This window comes from Lentzea sp. NPDC037011 (genome assembly GCF_055607425.1).
The window spans coordinates 90,113-106,801 of record NZ_JBVJRT010000018.1 but is presented as its reverse complement, the minus strand read 5'-3'; the positions used below and the strand labels follow the sequence as shown (position 1 = coordinate 106,801).

15 protein-coding genes are annotated in these 16,689 nt (G+C 71.4%); 10 read left to right on the top strand and 5 right to left on the bottom strand.

What is annotated here, in order from left to right; translation table 11 throughout:
• Nucleotides 1-144 precede the first annotated feature (144 nt).
• Nucleotides 145-789: a GNAT family N-acetyltransferase gene (locus ACZ7CH_RS37540; protein ID WP_360388286.1), complete on the top strand. Its 645-nt coding sequence runs from the start codon at nucleotides 145-147 to the stop codon at nucleotides 787-789.
• Here ACZ7CH_RS37540 and ACZ7CH_RS37535 read toward each other — a convergent pair.
• Genes ACZ7CH_RS37535 through ACZ7CH_RS37525 form a run of 3 tightly spaced genes read right to left on the bottom strand, consistent with a single transcriptional unit; the run spans nucleotide 767 to nucleotide 3,970 of the window.
• Complete coding sequence (locus ACZ7CH_RS37535; RefSeq protein ID WP_470376105.1) at nucleotides 767-1,642, bottom strand: alpha/beta fold hydrolase; 876 nt, start codon at nucleotides 1,640-1,642, stop codon at nucleotides 767-769. The two genes, ACZ7CH_RS37540 and ACZ7CH_RS37535, sit on opposite strands and share 23 nt — an antisense overlap.
• A complete protein-coding gene (locus ACZ7CH_RS37530) occupies nucleotides 1,629-2,822 on the bottom strand; it encodes a hypothetical protein (protein WP_470376104.1) in 1,194 nt (397 codons plus the stop codon). Before ACZ7CH_RS37530 ends, ACZ7CH_RS37535 begins: the two co-directional genes overlap by 14 nt.
• Entirely contained in the window at nucleotides 2,819-3,970 is a 1,152-nt protein-coding gene (locus ACZ7CH_RS37525) for a cytochrome P450 (protein WP_360388278.1), read from the bottom strand. Before ACZ7CH_RS37525 ends, ACZ7CH_RS37530 begins: the two co-directional genes overlap by 4 nt.
• A gap of 138 nt (nucleotides 3,971-4,108) precedes the next feature.
• Here ACZ7CH_RS37525 and ACZ7CH_RS37520 point away from each other — a divergent pair, with 138 nt between their 5' ends.
• Genes ACZ7CH_RS37520 through ACZ7CH_RS37505 form a run of 4 tightly spaced genes read left to right on the top strand, consistent with a single transcriptional unit; the run spans nucleotide 4,109 to nucleotide 9,222 of the window.
• Nucleotides 4,109-5,215, top strand: a complete 1,107-nt coding sequence (locus ACZ7CH_RS37520; RefSeq protein WP_360388275.1) for a methyltransferase domain-containing protein — start codon at nucleotides 4,109-4,111, stop codon at nucleotides 5,213-5,215.
• A 34-nt stretch (nucleotides 5,216-5,249) separates the two neighbouring features.
• Entirely contained in the window at nucleotides 5,250-6,395 is a 1,146-nt protein-coding gene (locus tag ACZ7CH_RS37515; protein ID WP_360388273.1) for an acyl-CoA dehydrogenase family protein, read from the top strand.
• Nucleotides 6,392-7,870 (top strand): amino acid adenylation domain-containing protein, encoded by a 1,479-nt coding sequence (locus ACZ7CH_RS37510; RefSeq protein ID WP_470376103.1) that lies wholly within the window; start codon nucleotides 6,392-6,394, stop codon nucleotides 7,868-7,870. The genes ACZ7CH_RS37515 and ACZ7CH_RS37510 overlap by 4 nt, the downstream gene beginning before the upstream one ends.
• On the top strand, nucleotides 7,867-9,222 hold the full coding sequence (locus ACZ7CH_RS37505; RefSeq protein ID WP_360388268.1) for an NAD(P)/FAD-dependent oxidoreductase: 1,356 nt from the start codon (nucleotides 7,867-7,869) through the stop codon (nucleotides 9,220-9,222). The genes ACZ7CH_RS37510 and ACZ7CH_RS37505 overlap by 4 nt, the downstream gene beginning before the upstream one ends.
• Before the next feature lie 27 nt (nucleotides 9,223-9,249).
• Here ACZ7CH_RS37505 and ACZ7CH_RS37500 read toward each other — a convergent pair whose 3' ends face one another.
• Nucleotides 9,250-9,882 carry a helix-turn-helix transcriptional regulator gene (locus ACZ7CH_RS37500; RefSeq protein ID WP_360388266.1) on the bottom strand — a complete coding sequence of 211 codons (633 nt, stop codon included), beginning with the start codon at nucleotides 9,880-9,882 and terminating at the stop codon, nucleotides 9,250-9,252.
• 265 nt (nucleotides 9,883-10,147) lie between these two features.
• Here ACZ7CH_RS37500 and ACZ7CH_RS37495 point away from each other — a divergent pair, with 265 nt between their 5' ends.
• Nucleotides 10,148-10,675, top strand: a complete 528-nt coding sequence (locus ACZ7CH_RS37495; protein WP_470376102.1) for a DUF2017 family protein — start codon at nucleotides 10,148-10,150, stop codon at nucleotides 10,673-10,675.
• Here ACZ7CH_RS37495 and ACZ7CH_RS37490 read toward each other — a convergent pair.
• The gene (locus tag ACZ7CH_RS37490) at nucleotides 10,623-10,940 is read right to left on the bottom strand and encodes a hypothetical protein (RefSeq protein WP_470376101.1); all 318 of its coding nucleotides are present in this window, start codon (nucleotides 10,938-10,940) and stop codon (nucleotides 10,623-10,625) included. The genes ACZ7CH_RS37495 and ACZ7CH_RS37490 overlap by 53 nt on opposite strands.
• A 616-nt stretch (nucleotides 10,941-11,556) precedes the next feature.
• Here ACZ7CH_RS37490 and ACZ7CH_RS37485 point away from each other — a divergent pair.
• The 4 genes from ACZ7CH_RS37485 (at nucleotide 11,557) to ACZ7CH_RS37470 (ending at nucleotide 16,652) form a co-directional block, all read left to right on the top strand.
• Entirely contained in the window at nucleotides 11,557-12,468 is a 912-nt protein-coding gene (locus ACZ7CH_RS37485) for a cytochrome b5-like heme/steroid binding domain-containing protein (RefSeq protein ID WP_470376100.1), read from the top strand.
• Nucleotides 12,365-13,684: a PrnB family protein gene (locus ACZ7CH_RS37480; RefSeq protein WP_470372047.1), complete on the top strand. Its 1,320-nt coding sequence runs from the start codon at nucleotides 12,365-12,367 to the stop codon at nucleotides 13,682-13,684. The genes ACZ7CH_RS37485 and ACZ7CH_RS37480 overlap by 104 nt, the downstream gene beginning before the upstream one ends.
• A 211-nt stretch (nucleotides 13,685-13,895) precedes the next feature.
• Nucleotides 13,896-14,396, top strand: a complete 501-nt coding sequence (locus ACZ7CH_RS37475) for a hypothetical protein (protein ID WP_470376099.1) — start codon at nucleotides 13,896-13,898, stop codon at nucleotides 14,394-14,396.
• Between the two features lie 147 nt (nucleotides 14,397-14,543).
• Nucleotides 14,544-16,652, top strand: coding sequence for an Hsp70 family protein (locus ACZ7CH_RS37470; RefSeq protein ID WP_470376098.1), 2,109 nt, complete (start codon nucleotides 14,544-14,546; stop codon nucleotides 16,650-16,652).
• Nucleotides 16,653-16,689: the final 37 nt, after the last annotated feature.

The window sequence follows — 16,689 nt, the reverse complement described above, 5'->3', positions numbered from 1 at the left end:
AAAGAGGGGAGGGGACGAGCGAAACACAAACTGGGGGGGGTTTGTTCCTTGTTCCCCCCCCCTGTCTTCCCCCCGCCCCCCCTTTCAAACGACCCCCCACGACCGGTTCCCCCCCCCCCACGCCCGCACCGGTTGGAAGCCCTCATGACCAGCTCGGTGGAAGACCTCCGGATCGAGTGGCCGGACGATCCCGCGGCGTTCTTCCGCCGCCACGCCGAGGTGCTGGCGGGCATCGGCGCCGGCGCTTTCGCCCAGCCCGAAACCGTGATGAGGCACCAGGTCGCCGACCGGTTCGCCAAGGCGGCGCTCGCGCAGATCCTGCGGGTCGACGGCGAGATCGTGGGCTTCGGCCTGTTCGACCGGCTGGACGTCCCCGGACGGGAGCAGGGGCTGTGGGTCGTCGAGGGCCGGGCGATCGCACCCGCTCACCAGCGGGGAGGGCTGGGAACGCGGTGCTTCCGCGAGTTCGTGGACACCACCGGGGCGAGCGCCGTCGCCACGGTCACGCGCAACCCGGCGGTGTGCCGGATGATGGCGGCCGAGTTCCGCACGGTCCTCCCGGACCTGACGTCCGACCGTCCACTGCGGACGCTGCACCACCCCGGCGTCGCCATGGCCGTCCGCACTTACGCCGCACACCTCGGCGCCGACGGCGCGGGACTGCCATTCATCCGCAACCGCTACCCCGGTGGGCTGTACGGAGTGCGCGATCCCGGCCTGCGCATGCCCCTGCCGGAGATCAGCCGTGACCCGTCGTGCGGGGTCATCACCGTGGGAGTGGCGTGCTGACGCGGTCGTCCGGCGCGGTCACCAGCGCGCGCACCGCCGAGGCGACCCCTGCGGGATGGGTCAGGAACCCCTCGTGGCCGCCGGGCAGGACGGCGAGGTCCTCCCCGAGCACGTCGGCCAGTCTGATCGTGGTGCGGCGCAGGAACGCCGAGCTCACCGTTCCGACCGCCGGCCGCACCCTCGCCGTGCCGGACCGCAGGGCGGCCCAGCCCTCCTCGCCGATCCGGTAGGCCCACGTCATGCCCGCCTCGACGGCGAGGAACGAGTCGATGTTGGCGATCGTCCGCCTGCTGGGCGGTTCCCAGCCGACGTCCGGCTCCCGGTCGAGCGGGTCGCGCGCCTCCGCGCCGAAGCCGACGTGCAGCAGCCTCGCTGCCCTGCGCCAGCCCGACTTCCCGTGGACCCGCCGAACCTCGTCGTGCAGCGCGTCGAACTCGACGCGTTCCGCCGCGTTGGCGAGACACCGCAGCGGGGGTTCGTGGGCGACGAGCACGCTCACCCGCTCCGGTCGCTGCCGCGCCAGCTCCAGACCGATGACCGCGCCGGTGCTGCACCCGAACACCGCGACCGGGGTGTCCCCGTGGACGTGCGCGGCCAGCGCCGCCACGTCCTCGGCGTGCTGCTCGATCGGCACCGGGCGCAGCGGGTCGGCGACCGAGGTGCGGCTCTGCCCGCGCCGGTCGTACGTCAGCACGGAGTGCGTTGCGGCGAGCCGGACCGCCAGCGGGGCGGCGCTGTGCGCGTCACTGCCGCCACTGGGCAGCACCAGGACCGGCGGACCACCACCGCGGACGGTGAAGCTGATGTCCGCGCCGTCGACCCGGAGCGTGCCTGTTCGTTCAGCGATCGCCACGGCCGGCTCCGCCGCCCCCGTGGAACCGTTCTGCCAGCGCGAGGTCGCCGTTGGACAGACCGTGGCGCCGGAAGAACATGCGGGGGTTGAAGTACACCGCGACGCGCGCCGGACCGTCGGCGGAACGCTGTGCGCTGAGGAAGGAGTGCGCGTACATCTCGCCGCTCGCGTCACCGCCCAGGAAGAACTGGGCGCACCGCTCGTAGGCCGCACGGCTTTCCGGTGACACGTCGTAGGCGTCGAGCACCTCCCGGACCATCCACTGCGCCTCGGCGTCCGAGCGGCTGCGCGGGGTGAGCCCGAACTGGTGCATGACGGACTCGATCGGGTGGGCGCGCCCCGGCAGGAACGAGACGTACGTCCCGTACGACCAGAAACGGCGGTGGTTGGAGCGCCATTCGAGGCGGGTGCGCGACGGCACGTCCTGCCGCCAGGCCGACCGTTCCCAGGCCCTGGCCGCGATCCGGGCCATCGTGGGGCCGTCGTCCAGCTCGGCCGACGGCCCGAGCCGGTCCCAGCGGGCGAGCCGGTCCGGTGTGAGGGACCCGCGGTGCTGCACGTAGAGCTTCGTCCTCGCCGACGGTCCCGCGGCGAGGTCGAGGCACAGGTAGGACACGGTGTCGTCGTCGTCCATCACGTCCGCGACGACCTTCCACTGACCGGGGAACCCCAGTGCGGTGAGCACCGCGTCGGTGCGCTCGGCCGTGGCCGACCGGCCGCCACCGGCCAGCCACAGGTGGATCTTGCCCTCCGGTGGCCTGCCCCGCACCCACCCCAGGGTGTGGAAGGCCGCCATCGGCGGACGGTCGGCCGGCCGTGGCGCCACCAGGTGCTCGATCTGCCGCAGCCTGCGCAGGTCGAGGCCGTGGACGGAGGACAGGCGCTCGCTGAGCCGGAGGGCGCTCTCCCAGTAGGACAGCGGGCTTCCGGGTTCGGCCTGCGCCTCGACCGAGGCGCGCAGCCCGAGCGGCCGGTCGCCGAGCACGACGGAAAGCTCCAGCGGTGTGCTGTCCGCGGTGAGCGTCGACCAGGCGGGCGGCGTGCCGGGTGAGCGGTGTCCCCACGACTCGCCCATGAGCCGCACGTCGGCTGCTGTCCGGTCGGCGAGGTCGGTGAGACCGCTGGCCCGGCACAGCCCGCGCACGGCGGCGTCGGCGAGGTCGGCGCACGTCGTGCTCATCGGCTGAACCTCATCGGCAGGCCCGTGATCCCGTTGACCACAGTGGACACGAGGTGGCGGGGCGGACCGGCGAGCTCGAACCGGACACCGCTGTCGGCCAGTTCGCCCACCAGTGCGGCGAGCAGGGTGCGACCGGCCGCCGCGCCGACGCAGAAGTGCGGACCGAGCCCGAACGCCAGGTGCGGGTTCGGTGCGCGCCGGGGGTCGAACCGGTCCGGGTCGGCGAACACGGTCTCGTCCTGGTTCGCCGACGCGAGCCAGGCGACGACCCAGTCCCCCGCGCGCAGGTGCGCACCGGCCAGCTCCGCGTCAGCGGTGACCCGGCGGACCAGCTGACGTGCCGGGGTGCTCCAGCGCGCTGCCTCGTCCACCAGTCCCGGCACCAGCGAGCGGTCCTCGACCACCTCCCGCCACAGCTCCGGTGTCCGCGCGAGGTGCAGCAGGAGGTGCAGCGCCGTGCTCAGCGTGGCGGTGGTGCCCCCGATCAGTGCGCTGTGGACGTTCGCCATGACCTGGCGGCGGGTGAGGGCGGACCCTTCGACCGAGACCTCCGACAACGTCCCCGGCAACGTGTGCGGCATCGTCAGCGACGTGGTCAGCGCTTCCCTGATGGCACCGAACAACCGGGTGCTCGCCCGCAGCACCGTCTCGGTCCCGTCGCCGTCGGCGTGCAGCGGGTCGTGCGGCGCGATGGTCGCGGTCGAGGCGGACACCGCCATCTCCCACGACTTCTCCGGCAGGCCGAGCATCGGCCCGGCGGCGACCATCGGCAGCCGGCGCAGGACGACGGCCAGGTCGTGGACACCTCCGGCGAGCACCGGTTGCAGCAGTTCCCGCACACCGCGGTCGATGCCGTCGGCGTGCGCCCGCACGGCCACCGGACCCAGCGCGCGTGTGGACGGTCTGCGCAGGGCGGCGTGCCGCGGCGGGTCGGTCGTCGCCAACGTGTGCCCACCGAGCGGGTCGGGTGTGCCCACCGAGGTGAGCAGGGTGCCCGAGGTGGAGCTGAACAGAACGGGATCACGCAGGATCGTCTGGCAGTCCGCATGGCGGTAGAACGACCGGAACGGCACCCCGCCCTGGCTGGTCTCCTCGCGCACCGGACAGGTCCGGCGGAGCTCCCGCCACACGTCGCGATCCTCTTCCACACCCACCCGCAGATCTTCACCGCCACCGCGGTCGTCGTCCAGGGCAGAGTTGGCTGCCCTTCCGGTCAACCGGTCCCGCCGACCCACCGGACGAGGATGACCATGTGTCCCATCAGCACCGAACCCCGGGGGTCCGCAGTGGACGATGTGGAACGCGCGATCAAGGACTTCGTGGCGGAGGTCCTCCTCGAAGGCGAGCACGTCGAGTTCGACGAGCACACGCCGCTGCTGGAGCACCGCCTGATCGACTCGCTCAACGTGGAGGAGCTGCTCGTCCACGTTGAGCAGACCTTCGCCGTGTCACTCAGCCGTTGGCCGCACTCGGACTGGAAGACCATTCACGCCATGGGAGAACTCATCCGCACCCACGCGCCCGCCGATCACGCACAGGCTCCCGACGAGGAGCCGGCGGCCATTGTCAGCGACTACGAGAAGTGGGTGGCCGGTTACTGGAACGAGAAGCAGAACGACCCCATCAACCTCCTCCTCGGCGAGGAGGACGGGCTGGTCCACCACCACTACGGCCTCGGCGAGTACGACCCCGCCGTGCTGACCGCGCCCGACCGGGAGGCCGCGATCATCCGCGAGCTGCACCGCCTGGAGTGCGCGCAGATGGACGTCGTGCTCGACGCCCTGGGTCCCATGACCGCGGACGAGCGGTTGCTCGACGCGGGGTCGGGCCGGGGCGGGGGTTCGTTCAGCGCACACCTCAGGTTCGGCTGCCGGGCGGACGGCATCACGCTCTCGCAGTACCAGGTGGACTTCGCGACGAAGCTCGCGGCCAGGCACGGCTGCACCGACGAGGTGAGCTTCCACCTGCAGAACATGACGCGCACGGCGTTCCCGGACGGCCACTTCGACCGCATCCTCACCAACGAGACGACGATGTACGTCGAGCTGGCCGACGCGTTCAGCGAGTTCGCGCGGGTGCTCAAGCCCGGCGGGCGGTACGCGTGCGTCACCTACTGCGTCAACGACACGCTCGCACCGACGAGCGAGGCCTGCGAGGCGGTGGACGCGCACTACGGCACCCGCATGCACAAGCGCAGCGAGTACCTGGCCGCGCTGTCCGCGGCCGGTTTCTCGCCCAGCCGCGTCAGCGTCCTCAACGCCGACACGATCCCCTACTGGGAGCTGCGCACCCGGTCCGAGCACAGCACCGGCGTCGAGAAGGCGTTCCTCGACGGCTACCGGTCGAACGTCCTGCAGTACGTCCTGATCGTGGCGGACAGGCTGCCCGCCTGACCTGCCGGCACCCGTTCACCTGGCCGAGGAGCCCATGGACTTCGCACCGGACCCGGACCAGTCGTTGCTCGCCCGGCGCAGCCACGAGCTCGGCCTGGCGCTCAACGCACCCGACGAGCACGACCGTTCCGGCGACCCGTGGTTCAGCAGGCGGAAGTGGCGGCGCTGCGCGGAGTTCGGCCTGCTGGGCCTGAGCGTTCCCGAACGGTGGGGAGGTCTCGGGCTGGACTCCGTGAGCACCTGCACCGCCGTCGAGGCCTTCGCCAGGGGTCATGCCGACCTGGGGTTCGTGTTCTCGGCGTGTGCGCACACGTTCGCGTGCGGGATGCCGATCGCCGAGCACGGAACGCAGGCGCTGTGCGACGAGGTGCTGCCGCGGCTCGTCTCGGGCGAGTGGGTCGCGGCGAACGCGATCACCGAGTCCGAGGCGGGTTCGGACGTGTACGCGATGCGGTCGACCGCTGTCCGCGACGGCGACCGCTACCTGCTCAACGGCACGAAGAACTACGTGACGAACGCACCTCTCGCGGACGTGTTCGTCGTGTACGCGAGCACCGACCCGAGCAGCGGCTACCTCGGCATCAGCGCGTTCGTGGTCCCCCGCGACACCCCCGGCGTCACGGTCGGGGCTCCCCTCCCGAAGACCGGGCTGGCCTCGTCCCCGCTCGCACCGGTCTACTTCGACGACGTCGTGGTGCCGGTGGAGAACCGGCTGGGCGAGGAGGGCGACGGGCGGGCGATCTTCACCGGTTCGATGGACTGGGAACGCACGTGCCTGTTCGCCGCCTACGTGGGCGCGATGGACCGGCAGCTCGCCGCGACCGTCGCGCACACCGGTGAGCGCCGCCAGTTCCGCCGTCCGCTCGCGCGGCACCAGGCCGTCGCGCACCGGCTCGCGGACATGAAGCTCCGGCTGGAGGGCGCGCGGTTGCTGCTGTACCGCGCGTGCTGGCGCCGGGACCGGGGACAGGCCACCCCGCTCGACGTCTCCCTCGCGAAGCTGGCGGTGAGCGAGGCCGCGAAGCTCAACGCACTCGACGCGGTGCACCTGCACGGCGCGATGGGCGTCATGGCCGGGTCAGGAGTCGACCAGGCGATAGCCGACGCCGTTCCCGCGGTCATGTTCTCCGGCACCTCCGAGATCCACCGCGACATCATCGCGGCGCAGCTGCGGTCATGAGGCTCGAACAGCACGTCTCCGGCTTCGCGAAGGCCACACCGGAGGCGTTGGCGGTGTGCGGGCCGGACGGCGACCTGACCTACCGCGAGCTGGACGTGCGAGCCGACGTGCTCGCACGCGAGCTGGCGTCGCTCGGTGTGGCGGCGGGTGACAGGGTGGTGCTGTGGGTGCCGAAGTCGGTGTTCGCCGTCGCGGTCACCCAGGCCGTCCTGCGGCTGGGCGCGGCCTACGTCCCGGTGGACCCGAGCGCTCCCCCGGCACGGGTGGCCGCGCTGATCGCCGACTGCGGGCCCGCCGCCGTGGTGACGACCGGAAGCCGGATCTCCGCGCTGCCACCCCTGCCCGCGCTGGTCGCCGAGGACGACCTCAGCGGGTGGGCGGCCAAACCCGCCGCGCGGCCGGCGGTGGAGCGTTCGCCCGACGCGGACCTCGCGTACGTGCTCTACACGTCCGGCTCGACCGGCACGCCCAAAGGGGTGTGCGTCAGCCACTCCGCGGCCTCCGCGTTCGTCACCTGGGCGGCCGCCGAGCTGGAGGTGACCCCGTCGGACCGCCTGTCCAACCACGCGCCGCTGCAGTTCGACCTCTCCGTGTTCGACCTCTACGCGGCGTTCCGGTCGGGCGCGTCGGTCCACCTCGTCCCCGAGCTGTCGCTCCCGCGGGACCTCGTGCGGTTCGTCGTGGACCACGCCATCACCGTCTGGTACTCGGTGCCGTCCGCGCTGACGATGATGATGGAGTTCGGCCACCTGCTCGACGTGCCCCGGCTGCCGCTGCGCGCCGTGGTGTTCGCGGGAGAGGTGTTCCCCGTCGCCCACCTCAGGGTCCTGCGCGAACGCCTGCCGTCGGCGGCCCTCCACAACTTCTACGGCCCCACCGAGACGAACGTCTGCGCCAGCCACCGCGTCGGGGACATCCCGGCCGACCGGTCGGAACCGGTCCCGATCGGCACGGCCGCGGCGGGCGACGAGATCTGGGCCGTGCGCGAGGACGGCACCATCGCGGCGCCAGGGGAGGAGGGCGAGCTCGTGGTCTCCGGTCCCACGCTGATGACCGGCTACCTCGGCCATGAGCCGTTGAAGGGCCCGTACGCCACCGGTGACGTCGTGCGCAGGCTGCCAGAAGGCGGGTTCCTGTACCTCGGGCGGCGCGACGGCATGGTGAAGGTCCGCGGCTACCGGGTGGAACCGGGTGAGGTCGAGGCGGTGCTGCACACCCACCCGGACGTCCTCGAGGCAGCGGTGACCGTCACCGGCTCCGGGCACCTGGCACGACTGGTCGCGTGGGTCAGCACCCGCTCCGGGCAGCCACTGCGCGCAGGCGAGGTCAAGCGCTTCCTGGCGGCGCGGCTCGCTCCCCACCTCGTTCCCGACCTCGTGCGCACTGCCGGCCGGTTGCCCAGGACGACCAACGGCAAGGTGGACCGCCGTGCGTTGAGCGAGCAGGACAACCGTTCAGAGAGGCTCCAACCGTGACAACGGATGTCTACGACGTGTGCATCATCGGTGGCGGTCCCGCGGGCTCCACCACCGCGTCCTACCTGGCGATGGCGGGCATGCGCTGCATCGTGCTGGAAGGCGACTCGTTCCCGCGCGAGCACGTGGGTGAGTCCCTGGTGCCGAGGTCCACGGTGGCACTGGACGAGATCGGCGTGCTGGACAAGATCGACAAGGCCGGTTTCGCCCGCAAGTACGGCGCCGCCTGGACGGCCTCCGCGGACGACCTCCCGCTGCCGGACGGCGTGCAACGGCGCCGGCGGGCCCGCTTCAGCATCCCGCAGGTCGAGTTCCGGTTCGCGGAACGCGAGCAGACGGGTGTGGCGTTCGACTACACCTACCACGTCGACCGGGCCAGGTTCGACACGATCCTGCTGGAGCACGCCGCCGAGCTGGGCGCGGTCGTGCGCCAGCAGGCCAGGGTGCTGCGGGTGGACCTCGACGGCGAGACCAAGCGGGTGGTGTACCGGCACAACGGGGTCACGTCGGAGGTGCGCGCGCCGATGGTGGTCGACGCGAGCGGACGCGGCACGTTGCTCGGCCGCCAGCTGAAGCTCAAGGTGCCCGACCCGGCGTTCAACCAGTACGCCGTGCACAGCTGGTTCGAGGGCCTCGACCGGGAGGCCGCGAGCGGCACCACCGGCATCGGTGACTACACGATCATCCACTTCCTGCCGTTCGCCGGTTCGTGGATGTGGCAGATCCCCATCTCCGACACCGTCACCAGCGTCGGCGTCGTCACCGAGAAGTCGCGCCTGCGCGGCGCGAGCGCCGACCTGGAGAAGTTCTTCGACGAGTGGGTGGGCACGCGCCCGCCGCTGGCGCAGGCACTCCGCTCGGCACGGCGGCTGCGCCCGTTCAAGGCGGAGGGCGACTACAGCTACTCGATGCGCGAGCTGTGCGGCGACGGGTGGGTGCTGGTCGGTGACGCGGCCCGGTTCGTCGACCCGATCTTCTCCAGCGGCGTGGGCATCGCGCTCAGCAGCGCACGGCTCGCGGCGAGCAGCATCATCGCCGCCGCTCCGACCGGGTTCTCCAAGGCTGCGTTCGCGGAGTTCGAGCGCAAGAGCCGCAACGCGACCCAGTGGTGGCGCAACTTCATCGTCCTCTACTACCGGCTCAACGTGCTGTTCAGCTCGTACATCCGCGATCCGGAGCACCGGCTCGACCTCGTCCGGTTGCTGCAGGGTGACTTCTTCGACGACGACGAGGAACCGGCGGTGCTCGGCAAGATGCGGGAGAAGCTGGAGCTGGTGGAGAACAACCCGAACCACCCGTGGCACGACGCCCTCCGCTCGCTGCAGACGCAGGCGTGGCTCGACAGCAGGTGACAGCGGGCCGTTCCCGGTGTCGTCACGTCACCAGATGAGCCCCCGGCGCAGGGCCTGCAGGACCATCGCCGCCCGGTCGCCCGTGCCGAGCTTCCTCCCGATGCGTTCCAGGTGGGACTTGACCGTCATGGGGGACAGTCCGAGCTGCCTCGCGGCCCCGCTGTTGGTGCAGCCCGCCGCCACCAGCCGGATGACCTCGACCTCGCGCGCCGTCAGGTCGCCGGGGCACAGGTCCCCCGACAGGACCCGGCCGGCCCAGCCACCCCGCGCAGGGTGGGTGTCCGGCCGGACCAGCACACCGTCCACGCCCGCGTCGAGAACCGCCGCGTGCGCCTGTTCGTCGTGCTGCGGCACCACCGCCAGCACGCTGCTCCACCCCAGCGTGCGCAGCGCCCTGATCAGGTGTGCACCCCGCCGCCCGGTGGCCGCCAGGTCGACCAGGGCGAGCCTTCCCGGCGGTTCGTCGAGGACCAGGCGGCGCAGCGACTCGAAGCCGGGCGCCGGGTGCACCACCCGCACGTCCACCGCGTCCAGCGAGTCCGCCACCAACGACGTGACGTGCGCGTCGACGCTCACGACCAACGCGGAACCCCCGCGGTCGCCCTGGAGAGGCGGCCAGAACATCATCCCCACCTTCGCCGCGCAGCAGGTCGCGGTCATCGAACTCCGTTGTCCGGACGGCCTTCCGAGCTCCTCGGGCGGGCCCCTCCCACGGTGACACGCCCCGACGAGGTCGTTCCGCCCGAAACGGCACCTGATCACACCCGGTCCGCGACCGTGGCCCCCGCACGGCCCGGGGAGGGGTGTTCGCGCACAGTTCATGCCCAAACGGACTCGAAAGCCCAGGTGAAGTCGAGAACCTCCGGCCGTCGGACGAGCATCCTCACTCGACCTGGTGAACACCCGACGACCCGGAGGAGTCCCGATGATCAGCTGGGACCGTTGCGGCGACTCCATCTACGTCGGAGTGCTGAGCAGGTACGAGATCGAGGTGCTGCGCAGCTACGCCGACGGGCTCGTCTCGTTGCTGGACCACCACCTCGCCCTGTTCGACACGACACCGGACGGGTGGGCCTGGCCGCACCCCTCGCTGCACAGCGACGTGAGGGCCACCGCGATCCTCCTGGCCGAGATCGGAGGGCAGGAACCCGACTGGGTCCACTCCCTCTCAGCGGCCGCGTGCCTGCGCGACGTCTCGTCCCGCGCTCGCCTCATGGGGTGCGCGCTGTCGTCCACGACCGGCGTCGTCCACCTCGCTTCCCGCGCGGAAGCGGAAGCCTGGCTGGGCTGCATCCGGCTCGTCCTCGTCATCATCACCGCGGTGGCGGACGAACGGGGAGAGGTGTGCGGCAACGCCTGCGAGCCGACGGTGTCCTGGTTGACCGAGGTGTCAGCGGGGCTCAGCGCGGTGCTGGACGGCACTGCCAGCCCGACGATGACGATCGGCCGCTGACACTCGTTGTCCGTTGTGGACGATTGGCCGTTCGCTTCTCACCGATGCGGAAGCCCGGGTTTCGCGTGCCTTCCACCTGACGGGCGAGCAGGTCGAGGTGGAACGCCACCGCTTCGTGGTCATCCCGCCCGAAGGCGGCCATCATCTCGGCGGCCGCGGCGACGGCGAACTGCAGCTCTCCCACGTCCTGCGCGGCGCGGCCCTCACCGGCACTCCGCAGTGCAGAACAGAGCCGGCGCAGCACTTCTTCGAGCGACTCCGCCACGTCAGTCCACCTCACGGAGCGGAGAACTCGTCGAGGTGCTTCCGGGAGACGCGCGAGGCGTTCGCGTGCCGAGGCGTCGATCCGCGCGGAGTCCGCCTCCACGGTCCCGGTGGCCTCACCAGAGGGCCGTGCCCGTTCTCCCCACCGGGCTCAGACGTCCGTTCTCCGATCGCGGTGGTGACCGCCGCCATCGGCGGTGTTCGCACAGGACAACCGAACCAGGCTTCCGCGCCCCGAGCGGCGGCTCAAGCTCGTTGCCCGAACGAACTTGCGATCCTGCCTGGAGGAGGCGACCGACTGAAGTCCTCAGTGGACAAAGATGCATCCCGGGCCCGGCCTGGTGGCACGAACCCGGGACGGGTACACCTCGGCGCGGCGTACGAACGGCTGGATCAGCCGCCGACCACTGTAACCCGGTCACACCCGGTCCTGGTTCCGTACTGCCCGAACGCACACGGAACAGCGCCGCCGTGCACTTCCGGTCAGGCGATCAACTCGTTCCGCCCGTCGGGACGGGACGTTCTCCAGGGCAGCCCGGCGCCATAGCATCCCTCTGGGCAGCACCGGTGAGCAGTCACATCGGCACCGACCGGCGAGCTCGACGAACGCACAACGGGTGTGGGGCGAGCAGTCCGTCCAGCTCAAGGACAAAGCGCCGGCAGCCCCCCACCACCCGGGACCTGCGCCGGGCGGATATCTCGAAGGATCGGGAGACATCGTGAGACGCATTCCGGAAGAGAGCGTGCGAGCGCAGGCGGGCACCTCGGTTCCCCTCGTGGTTCTGGACGGCCGGGTACTGGATCTCTCGGGCTTCCTGGAACACCACCCCGGCGGGGCGTCCGTCCTCCTCGCGAACCTCGGCCGGGACGTTTCCGCGGACTTCCACCACGTCACCGCTCACGCTCGCGCCGCGGTGACCCGCAAGCTGGACCAGCAGGTGATCGCCGAGGTCGCTCCCCTGACGATCCCGCCTGCCGCGAAGGACTTCGCCAGGTTCGTCGACTACGTGCGGCTTCTGCTCAACTCGTTCGACGTGCAGGCGGACCCGGCGCGGGACCCGATCTCCGACGTCTTCTACGTCGGGCAGCTCTACAGCCACTTCGTCGGAGACCACCTCGTGTCACTCCTGAACACGCTGGCGGAGACGGTGGGCGTGCCGGTGGAACCGGCGGCGTCGCAACGGCTGCGGCGGGTCTTCGAGGCCGTGCCCGGCCGGGTGGAGGCAGTGGTCGTCGCAGCGGACGCACCCGCCGCGACCGAGTTGTCCTGGCAGATGCAGCAGCGCTGCCGGGCGCTCCTGGACGACCTGCTGCGCATCGGCTCCGAGGCGCTCGGCGAACTGCGCGCCGCGAACGTCCACCAGACCACCTCCTGTCATGCGACCAAGATGATGTGCCTTGCGAACGAATGGATCAGTGAGGAACATGACCTCGTCAACGCTGAGCAGCACCGATGCGCGCACGAAGAACGCGCTCACGGACCACGTCCTGTCGTGTTCCGATCCCGAGGTGCTGCACCTCGACGGTGATCTGACGTTCTCCAACGGGTTCATGCCGCGCACGGCAGCCAACCGGCCGCTGACCGGAGCCCACGAGGCGTGGGAACAGCTCGCGGGTCAGCTGCCCACGCTCACCACCTCTCCGCACGCGCAGCGGATCATCGCCGACCTCCCGATGATCCCGGCGGGAGTGGACGACCTGCCCGACTCCCAGCTCAAACGGGCCGCGACGGTGCTCGGGACGATCGTCCAGTCGTACTGGCGGTTCGGGATCGGCCCGATGTACCTCGCACGCGGCGAGCAGATCTCCTCGGACCTCCCCGCCGTGGTCGAACGCCCGTGGCGGCAGGTGAACCACCGACTCGGCCGCGCCGAGGTCATTCTCAGCACCGAGGACAGCTTCTTCAACAACTTCACCTTCATCGACGCCGACCGCATCGCCGACGACGGCACCTACCGCATCGAGGACGCCAGGATCGAGCTGATCCGCCCGAAGGTGCCGGCTTTCGGCAACGCGGCCGAGCGGGTGTTCATCTCGGCGTTCGTGGAGGTCAACTCGGTGATCGCACCGGTGGTGCCGCTGACCTGCCGGCTCGCCGAACTGCTCGCCGAAGGTGGTCCTGATGCGCACGGCGAGATCAGCGCCCTGTTGTCCGGCATCGCCGACTGTGCGCGCGGCGCCATGAAGGCCTTCCGCCGCGTCAGTCCGCACAAGGGTTCCGCGACCCACTGCGACCCGGTCGAACTGGCCAAGACCTTCGCCATGTGGGACGTGCCCGCTCCCGGCTACCCGACCGGCCCGAGCGGCTCCGCGACGCCGGTCCTGCACTTCTTCGACGCGCTGATCGGCCGCTCCCGCTACGACACCGAGCTGGGCAAGTTCGCGCATCACCTGCGGGACAACCAGCTTCCCGCGAAGCACCGGGTCTTCTTCGACCTGGTGCGCGAGCTCGACGTGCGCGGCTACGTGACGGGCCTGGCGGATTCGGCGCCCGCGCGGTACCGGGAGGTCTCCGCGGCGTTCAACGAGGTCGTGTCGTCGTTCGCCGGTGACGACGGCTTCCTCGGCGTGCACAAGGGCAAGGTCGTCGACTACCTGGGGGTGGGCACCGTCGTCGGCCGCAACCAGTCCACCGCGCACGACCAGATCTTCATCGCGGACGCCACCTGGACCAGCATGGCGGACAAGCTCCAGCAGGCGAGGGACGAGCGCACCGTCCGGGCGGTGGACGAGAACCAGATCTGATCGCGCCGGATCGTCCCGGTGTCGAGCCGCTGTGCCGCGACCTCGCCGAGGCGGGCGGATCGACACCGGTCCAGGTCGGGGAAATCCGCCCGCCGTTGGACCACAAGGGAGAACCGCGCTGCCCCTGAGCACCTGTTCCCACACCGGAGCGGAACTGGCTCCTAACCTCGGAACCGCACCCGCTCACGGGTGCTCAGCGAGGAGGTGGCCGATGGTGCTCACCAAGCCGGAGCCGGCGCAGGTCGGCGCGCGGTGGTACCGCGAACGCATGCTCTGGAACACGGCGGTCGCCGGCAGGTCGATCGTGTTGTCGCTCGGCGGCGGGCTGGTCGCGTTCGAGACCACCGCTTCCCTTCTCCTGCGGGCGCGGAAGGTCATGGAGCACAGCGGGATCGAGATGCCTCCCACTGTGCTGGACCGGCGCGGGAGGACGGCGGTGGTGCTCGCGGAGTCCGACGGTGCCGTGCTCGGGCAGTGCCAGATGCCCGGTGGCGTCCGCTACCTCATGGCACCCAGCACGGTCGAGCTGCCGGTGGTGCACGTCGCCGCGACCGCCCAGGACAGGAGCTGGGTGCGCTGCCCGAAGGCCGACGACCGCCGGCTGCCGTCCGCCAGCTCGGTGCTGGCGGCCTTCATGGCGGTGGTTCCGCCCGGCCTGCGCCCGGCGAGGTCCGTCACCGCTGCCGTGCGAGCGCGGACGCTCATCGGCTGAGACCGCTCCGGCTCCGCGGTCACCGGGACGCGTGGGCCGGTCGAAGGCAGACATGTCTGCCTGTTCGGTTCGAGTTCCGGCCGGTCGCCGCGATCTCCAGTTGACTGGGATGTCACCGCAGTGCGGCAAACACCATGGAGTACTCGCATGTCTTACGGTTTGGGTGTCGACATCGGCACGACCTACACGGCCGCCGCGGTGTCGGACGCCTCGGGCACCCGTGCCATCCCGCTCGGCCGCGACGTCGTCGTGTCCTCCGTCGTGTTCGCCACCGAGGGCGGCGAGCTGATCACCGGTGACGCCGCGGACGGGGAGTCGAGGAAGCAGCCGCTGCGGGCCTCCCACTCCCACAAGCGGCGGCTGGCCGACCCGACGCCGTTGAAGATCTGCGACGTGGTGCGGTCCCCCGCGCTCCTGATGGCCGCGCAGCTGCGCGACGCGGTCTCGCTGGCGACCGCGATGCGGGGACGGCCACCGGAGTCGGTCGTGCTGACCTGCCCCGCGGTGTGGGGGCCGTACCGCCGCGAGCACTTCTCGGAGGTGCCGCGGCTGGCGGGCGTGCAGGACGCCGTCATCGTCACCGAACCAGAAGCCGCTGCCATGCACCACTCGGTGGAACGCAGGCTCGGCGAGGGCGAGATCGTCGGTGTCTACGACCTCGGCGGCGGCACCTTCGACGCCACCGTGCTGCAGGCGCGGCGGCACGGCATGGAGATCCTCGGCACCCCGGAGGGGGTCGAACGGCTGGGCGGCATCGACTTCGACGACTCGCTCCTCGCGCTGGTGGACCAGCGGGTGGACGGCGAGATCACCCGGCTCGACGCGGCCGACGCCGAGCAGGCCCGCGTCCTGCTGTCGGTGCGGGAGGCGTGCCGCAGGGCGAAGGAGGAACTGTCCGCCGCCACGGACACCGTGCTGCGGCTGGACCTCCCGGACGGCACCCGCGAGGTGACCGTGACCCGCGCGGACTTCGAACGTGCCATCGCACCCCAGCTCGCGCTCACGACGGACGCGTTCCGCCGCACGATCTCGTCGGCCGGTCTGCGCGCGGACGACCTCGCGAGCGTGCTGCTCGTCGGCGGGTCCTCCCAGATCCCCCTGGTGGCCGACACGCTGTCCAAGGCCGTCGGCAAACCGCTCCGCGCCGGACTGCACCCCAAGCTCTCCGTCGCCCTGGGCGCCGCTGCCCTGGCGCGCAACGCGCTTCAGCGCTCCCCTGCCGTGCCGGCCGCTGCTCACCGGTCCGCCGTGCCTGCTCACGCGGTGCCCGGACACCCGGCGGGGCCGCAGGCTCCTGCGGTCGGGCCGGTTCCCGTGGGCGCGCCGGTGCACGCGACCCCGCCGACTCCCTCGGGTCCGTCGGTGCCTGCGGGCGCCTCATCGCCCGCAGGCCAGCCACCGTACGCAGGCCCGTCGCCCGCAGGCCCGTCGTTGCCCACAGGCCCGTCGATGCCCGGCATCCGGCCCGTCGCCTCCGTCGACGAGCTCCCGGTGCGGCGTCGCAACGTCACGACTACACCGCCCACCAGGTCCGCGCGCAAGCGGAACACCGCGGTGATCGCGGCAGCGGCCGTGACTGTGCTGGCCGCCGGCGCCATCACCGCAGCGGTGGTGCTGACCTCGGGAGGGGACTCCGGCGAACCGCCGGCCCCGGCCGCGGCGAACGGCACCAGCGCTCCCCCGGCGTCTTCCGGCCCCAGGTTCCTGCACGACGGCCGGGACGTGGCGCCGTTCCACAGCATGGTCGGCTCCGAGGCCAACTGGGCGGGCACCGCGCTGACGGCGGACGGCAAGGCCTCGCAGCAGGCGGTCGCGGTCCGCCCCGCCGACGTCAACGGCTCGAAGGACGGGCGGCAGGTGACGTGGACCGGCAAGGGCGCGGCGCAGTTCTACGTGCAGAACCCGCAGGGCCGGCTGGACGCGACGTCCTACCTGAAGTCGGGCACCCTGACCTTCGACGTGGTCGTCGTGAAGGCGCCCACCGCCGAGGTGTCGCTCGCCGCCCACTGCGGCTACCCGTGCGCGGCGCAGCTCAACGTCACGAAACCGTTGCAGCGGCTGCCGGTCGGGCAGAAGACGACGATGCGCATCCCGTTGAGCTGCTTCGCGGGCAAGGGCCTGGACACGGCCGCCGTCGACGTGCCGTTCCTGGTGCACACCACCGGCGCGTTCGAGGCCAAGTTCGCCGAGGTGCGGTGGGAACCCCTGGGGACAACGGGTTCGGCGCCGGTCACCCCCTGCGCCGACCTCTCCTGAGCTTCCTCCTGACGTGACCAGCGGTTCCAGCCCGGGC

Coding starts and splice junctions, on each gene's coding strand:
- ACZ7CH_RS37540 (WP_360388286.1), top strand. CDS start 145: ATGACCAGCTCGGTGGAAGACCTCCGGATCGAGTGGCCGGACGATCCC.
- ACZ7CH_RS37515 (WP_360388273.1), top strand. CDS start 5,250: ATGGACTTCGCACCGGACCCGGACCAGTCGTTGCTCGCCCGGCGCAGC.
- ACZ7CH_RS37480 (WP_470372047.1), top strand. CDS start 12,365: ATGACCTCGTCAACGCTGAGCAGCACCGATGCGCGCACGAAGAACGCG.
- ACZ7CH_RS37475 (WP_470376099.1), top strand. CDS start 13,896: ATGGTGCTCACCAAGCCGGAGCCGGCGCAGGTCGGCGCGCGGTGGTAC.
- ACZ7CH_RS37470 (WP_470376098.1), top strand. CDS start 14,544: ATGTCTTACGGTTTGGGTGTCGACATCGGCACGACCTACACGGCCGCC.
- ACZ7CH_RS37530 (WP_470376104.1), bottom strand. CDS start 2,822: ATGAGCACGACGTGCGCCGACCTCGCCGACGCCGCCGTGCGCGGGCTG.
- ACZ7CH_RS37510 (WP_470376103.1), top strand. CDS start 6,392: ATGAGGCTCGAACAGCACGTCTCCGGCTTCGCGAAGGCCACACCGGAG.
- ACZ7CH_RS37495 (WP_470376102.1), top strand. CDS start 10,148: ATGATCAGCTGGGACCGTTGCGGCGACTCCATCTACGTCGGAGTGCTG.
- ACZ7CH_RS37500 (WP_360388266.1), bottom strand. CDS start 9,882: ATGACCGCGACCTGCTGCGCGGCGAAGGTGGGGATGATGTTCTGGCCG.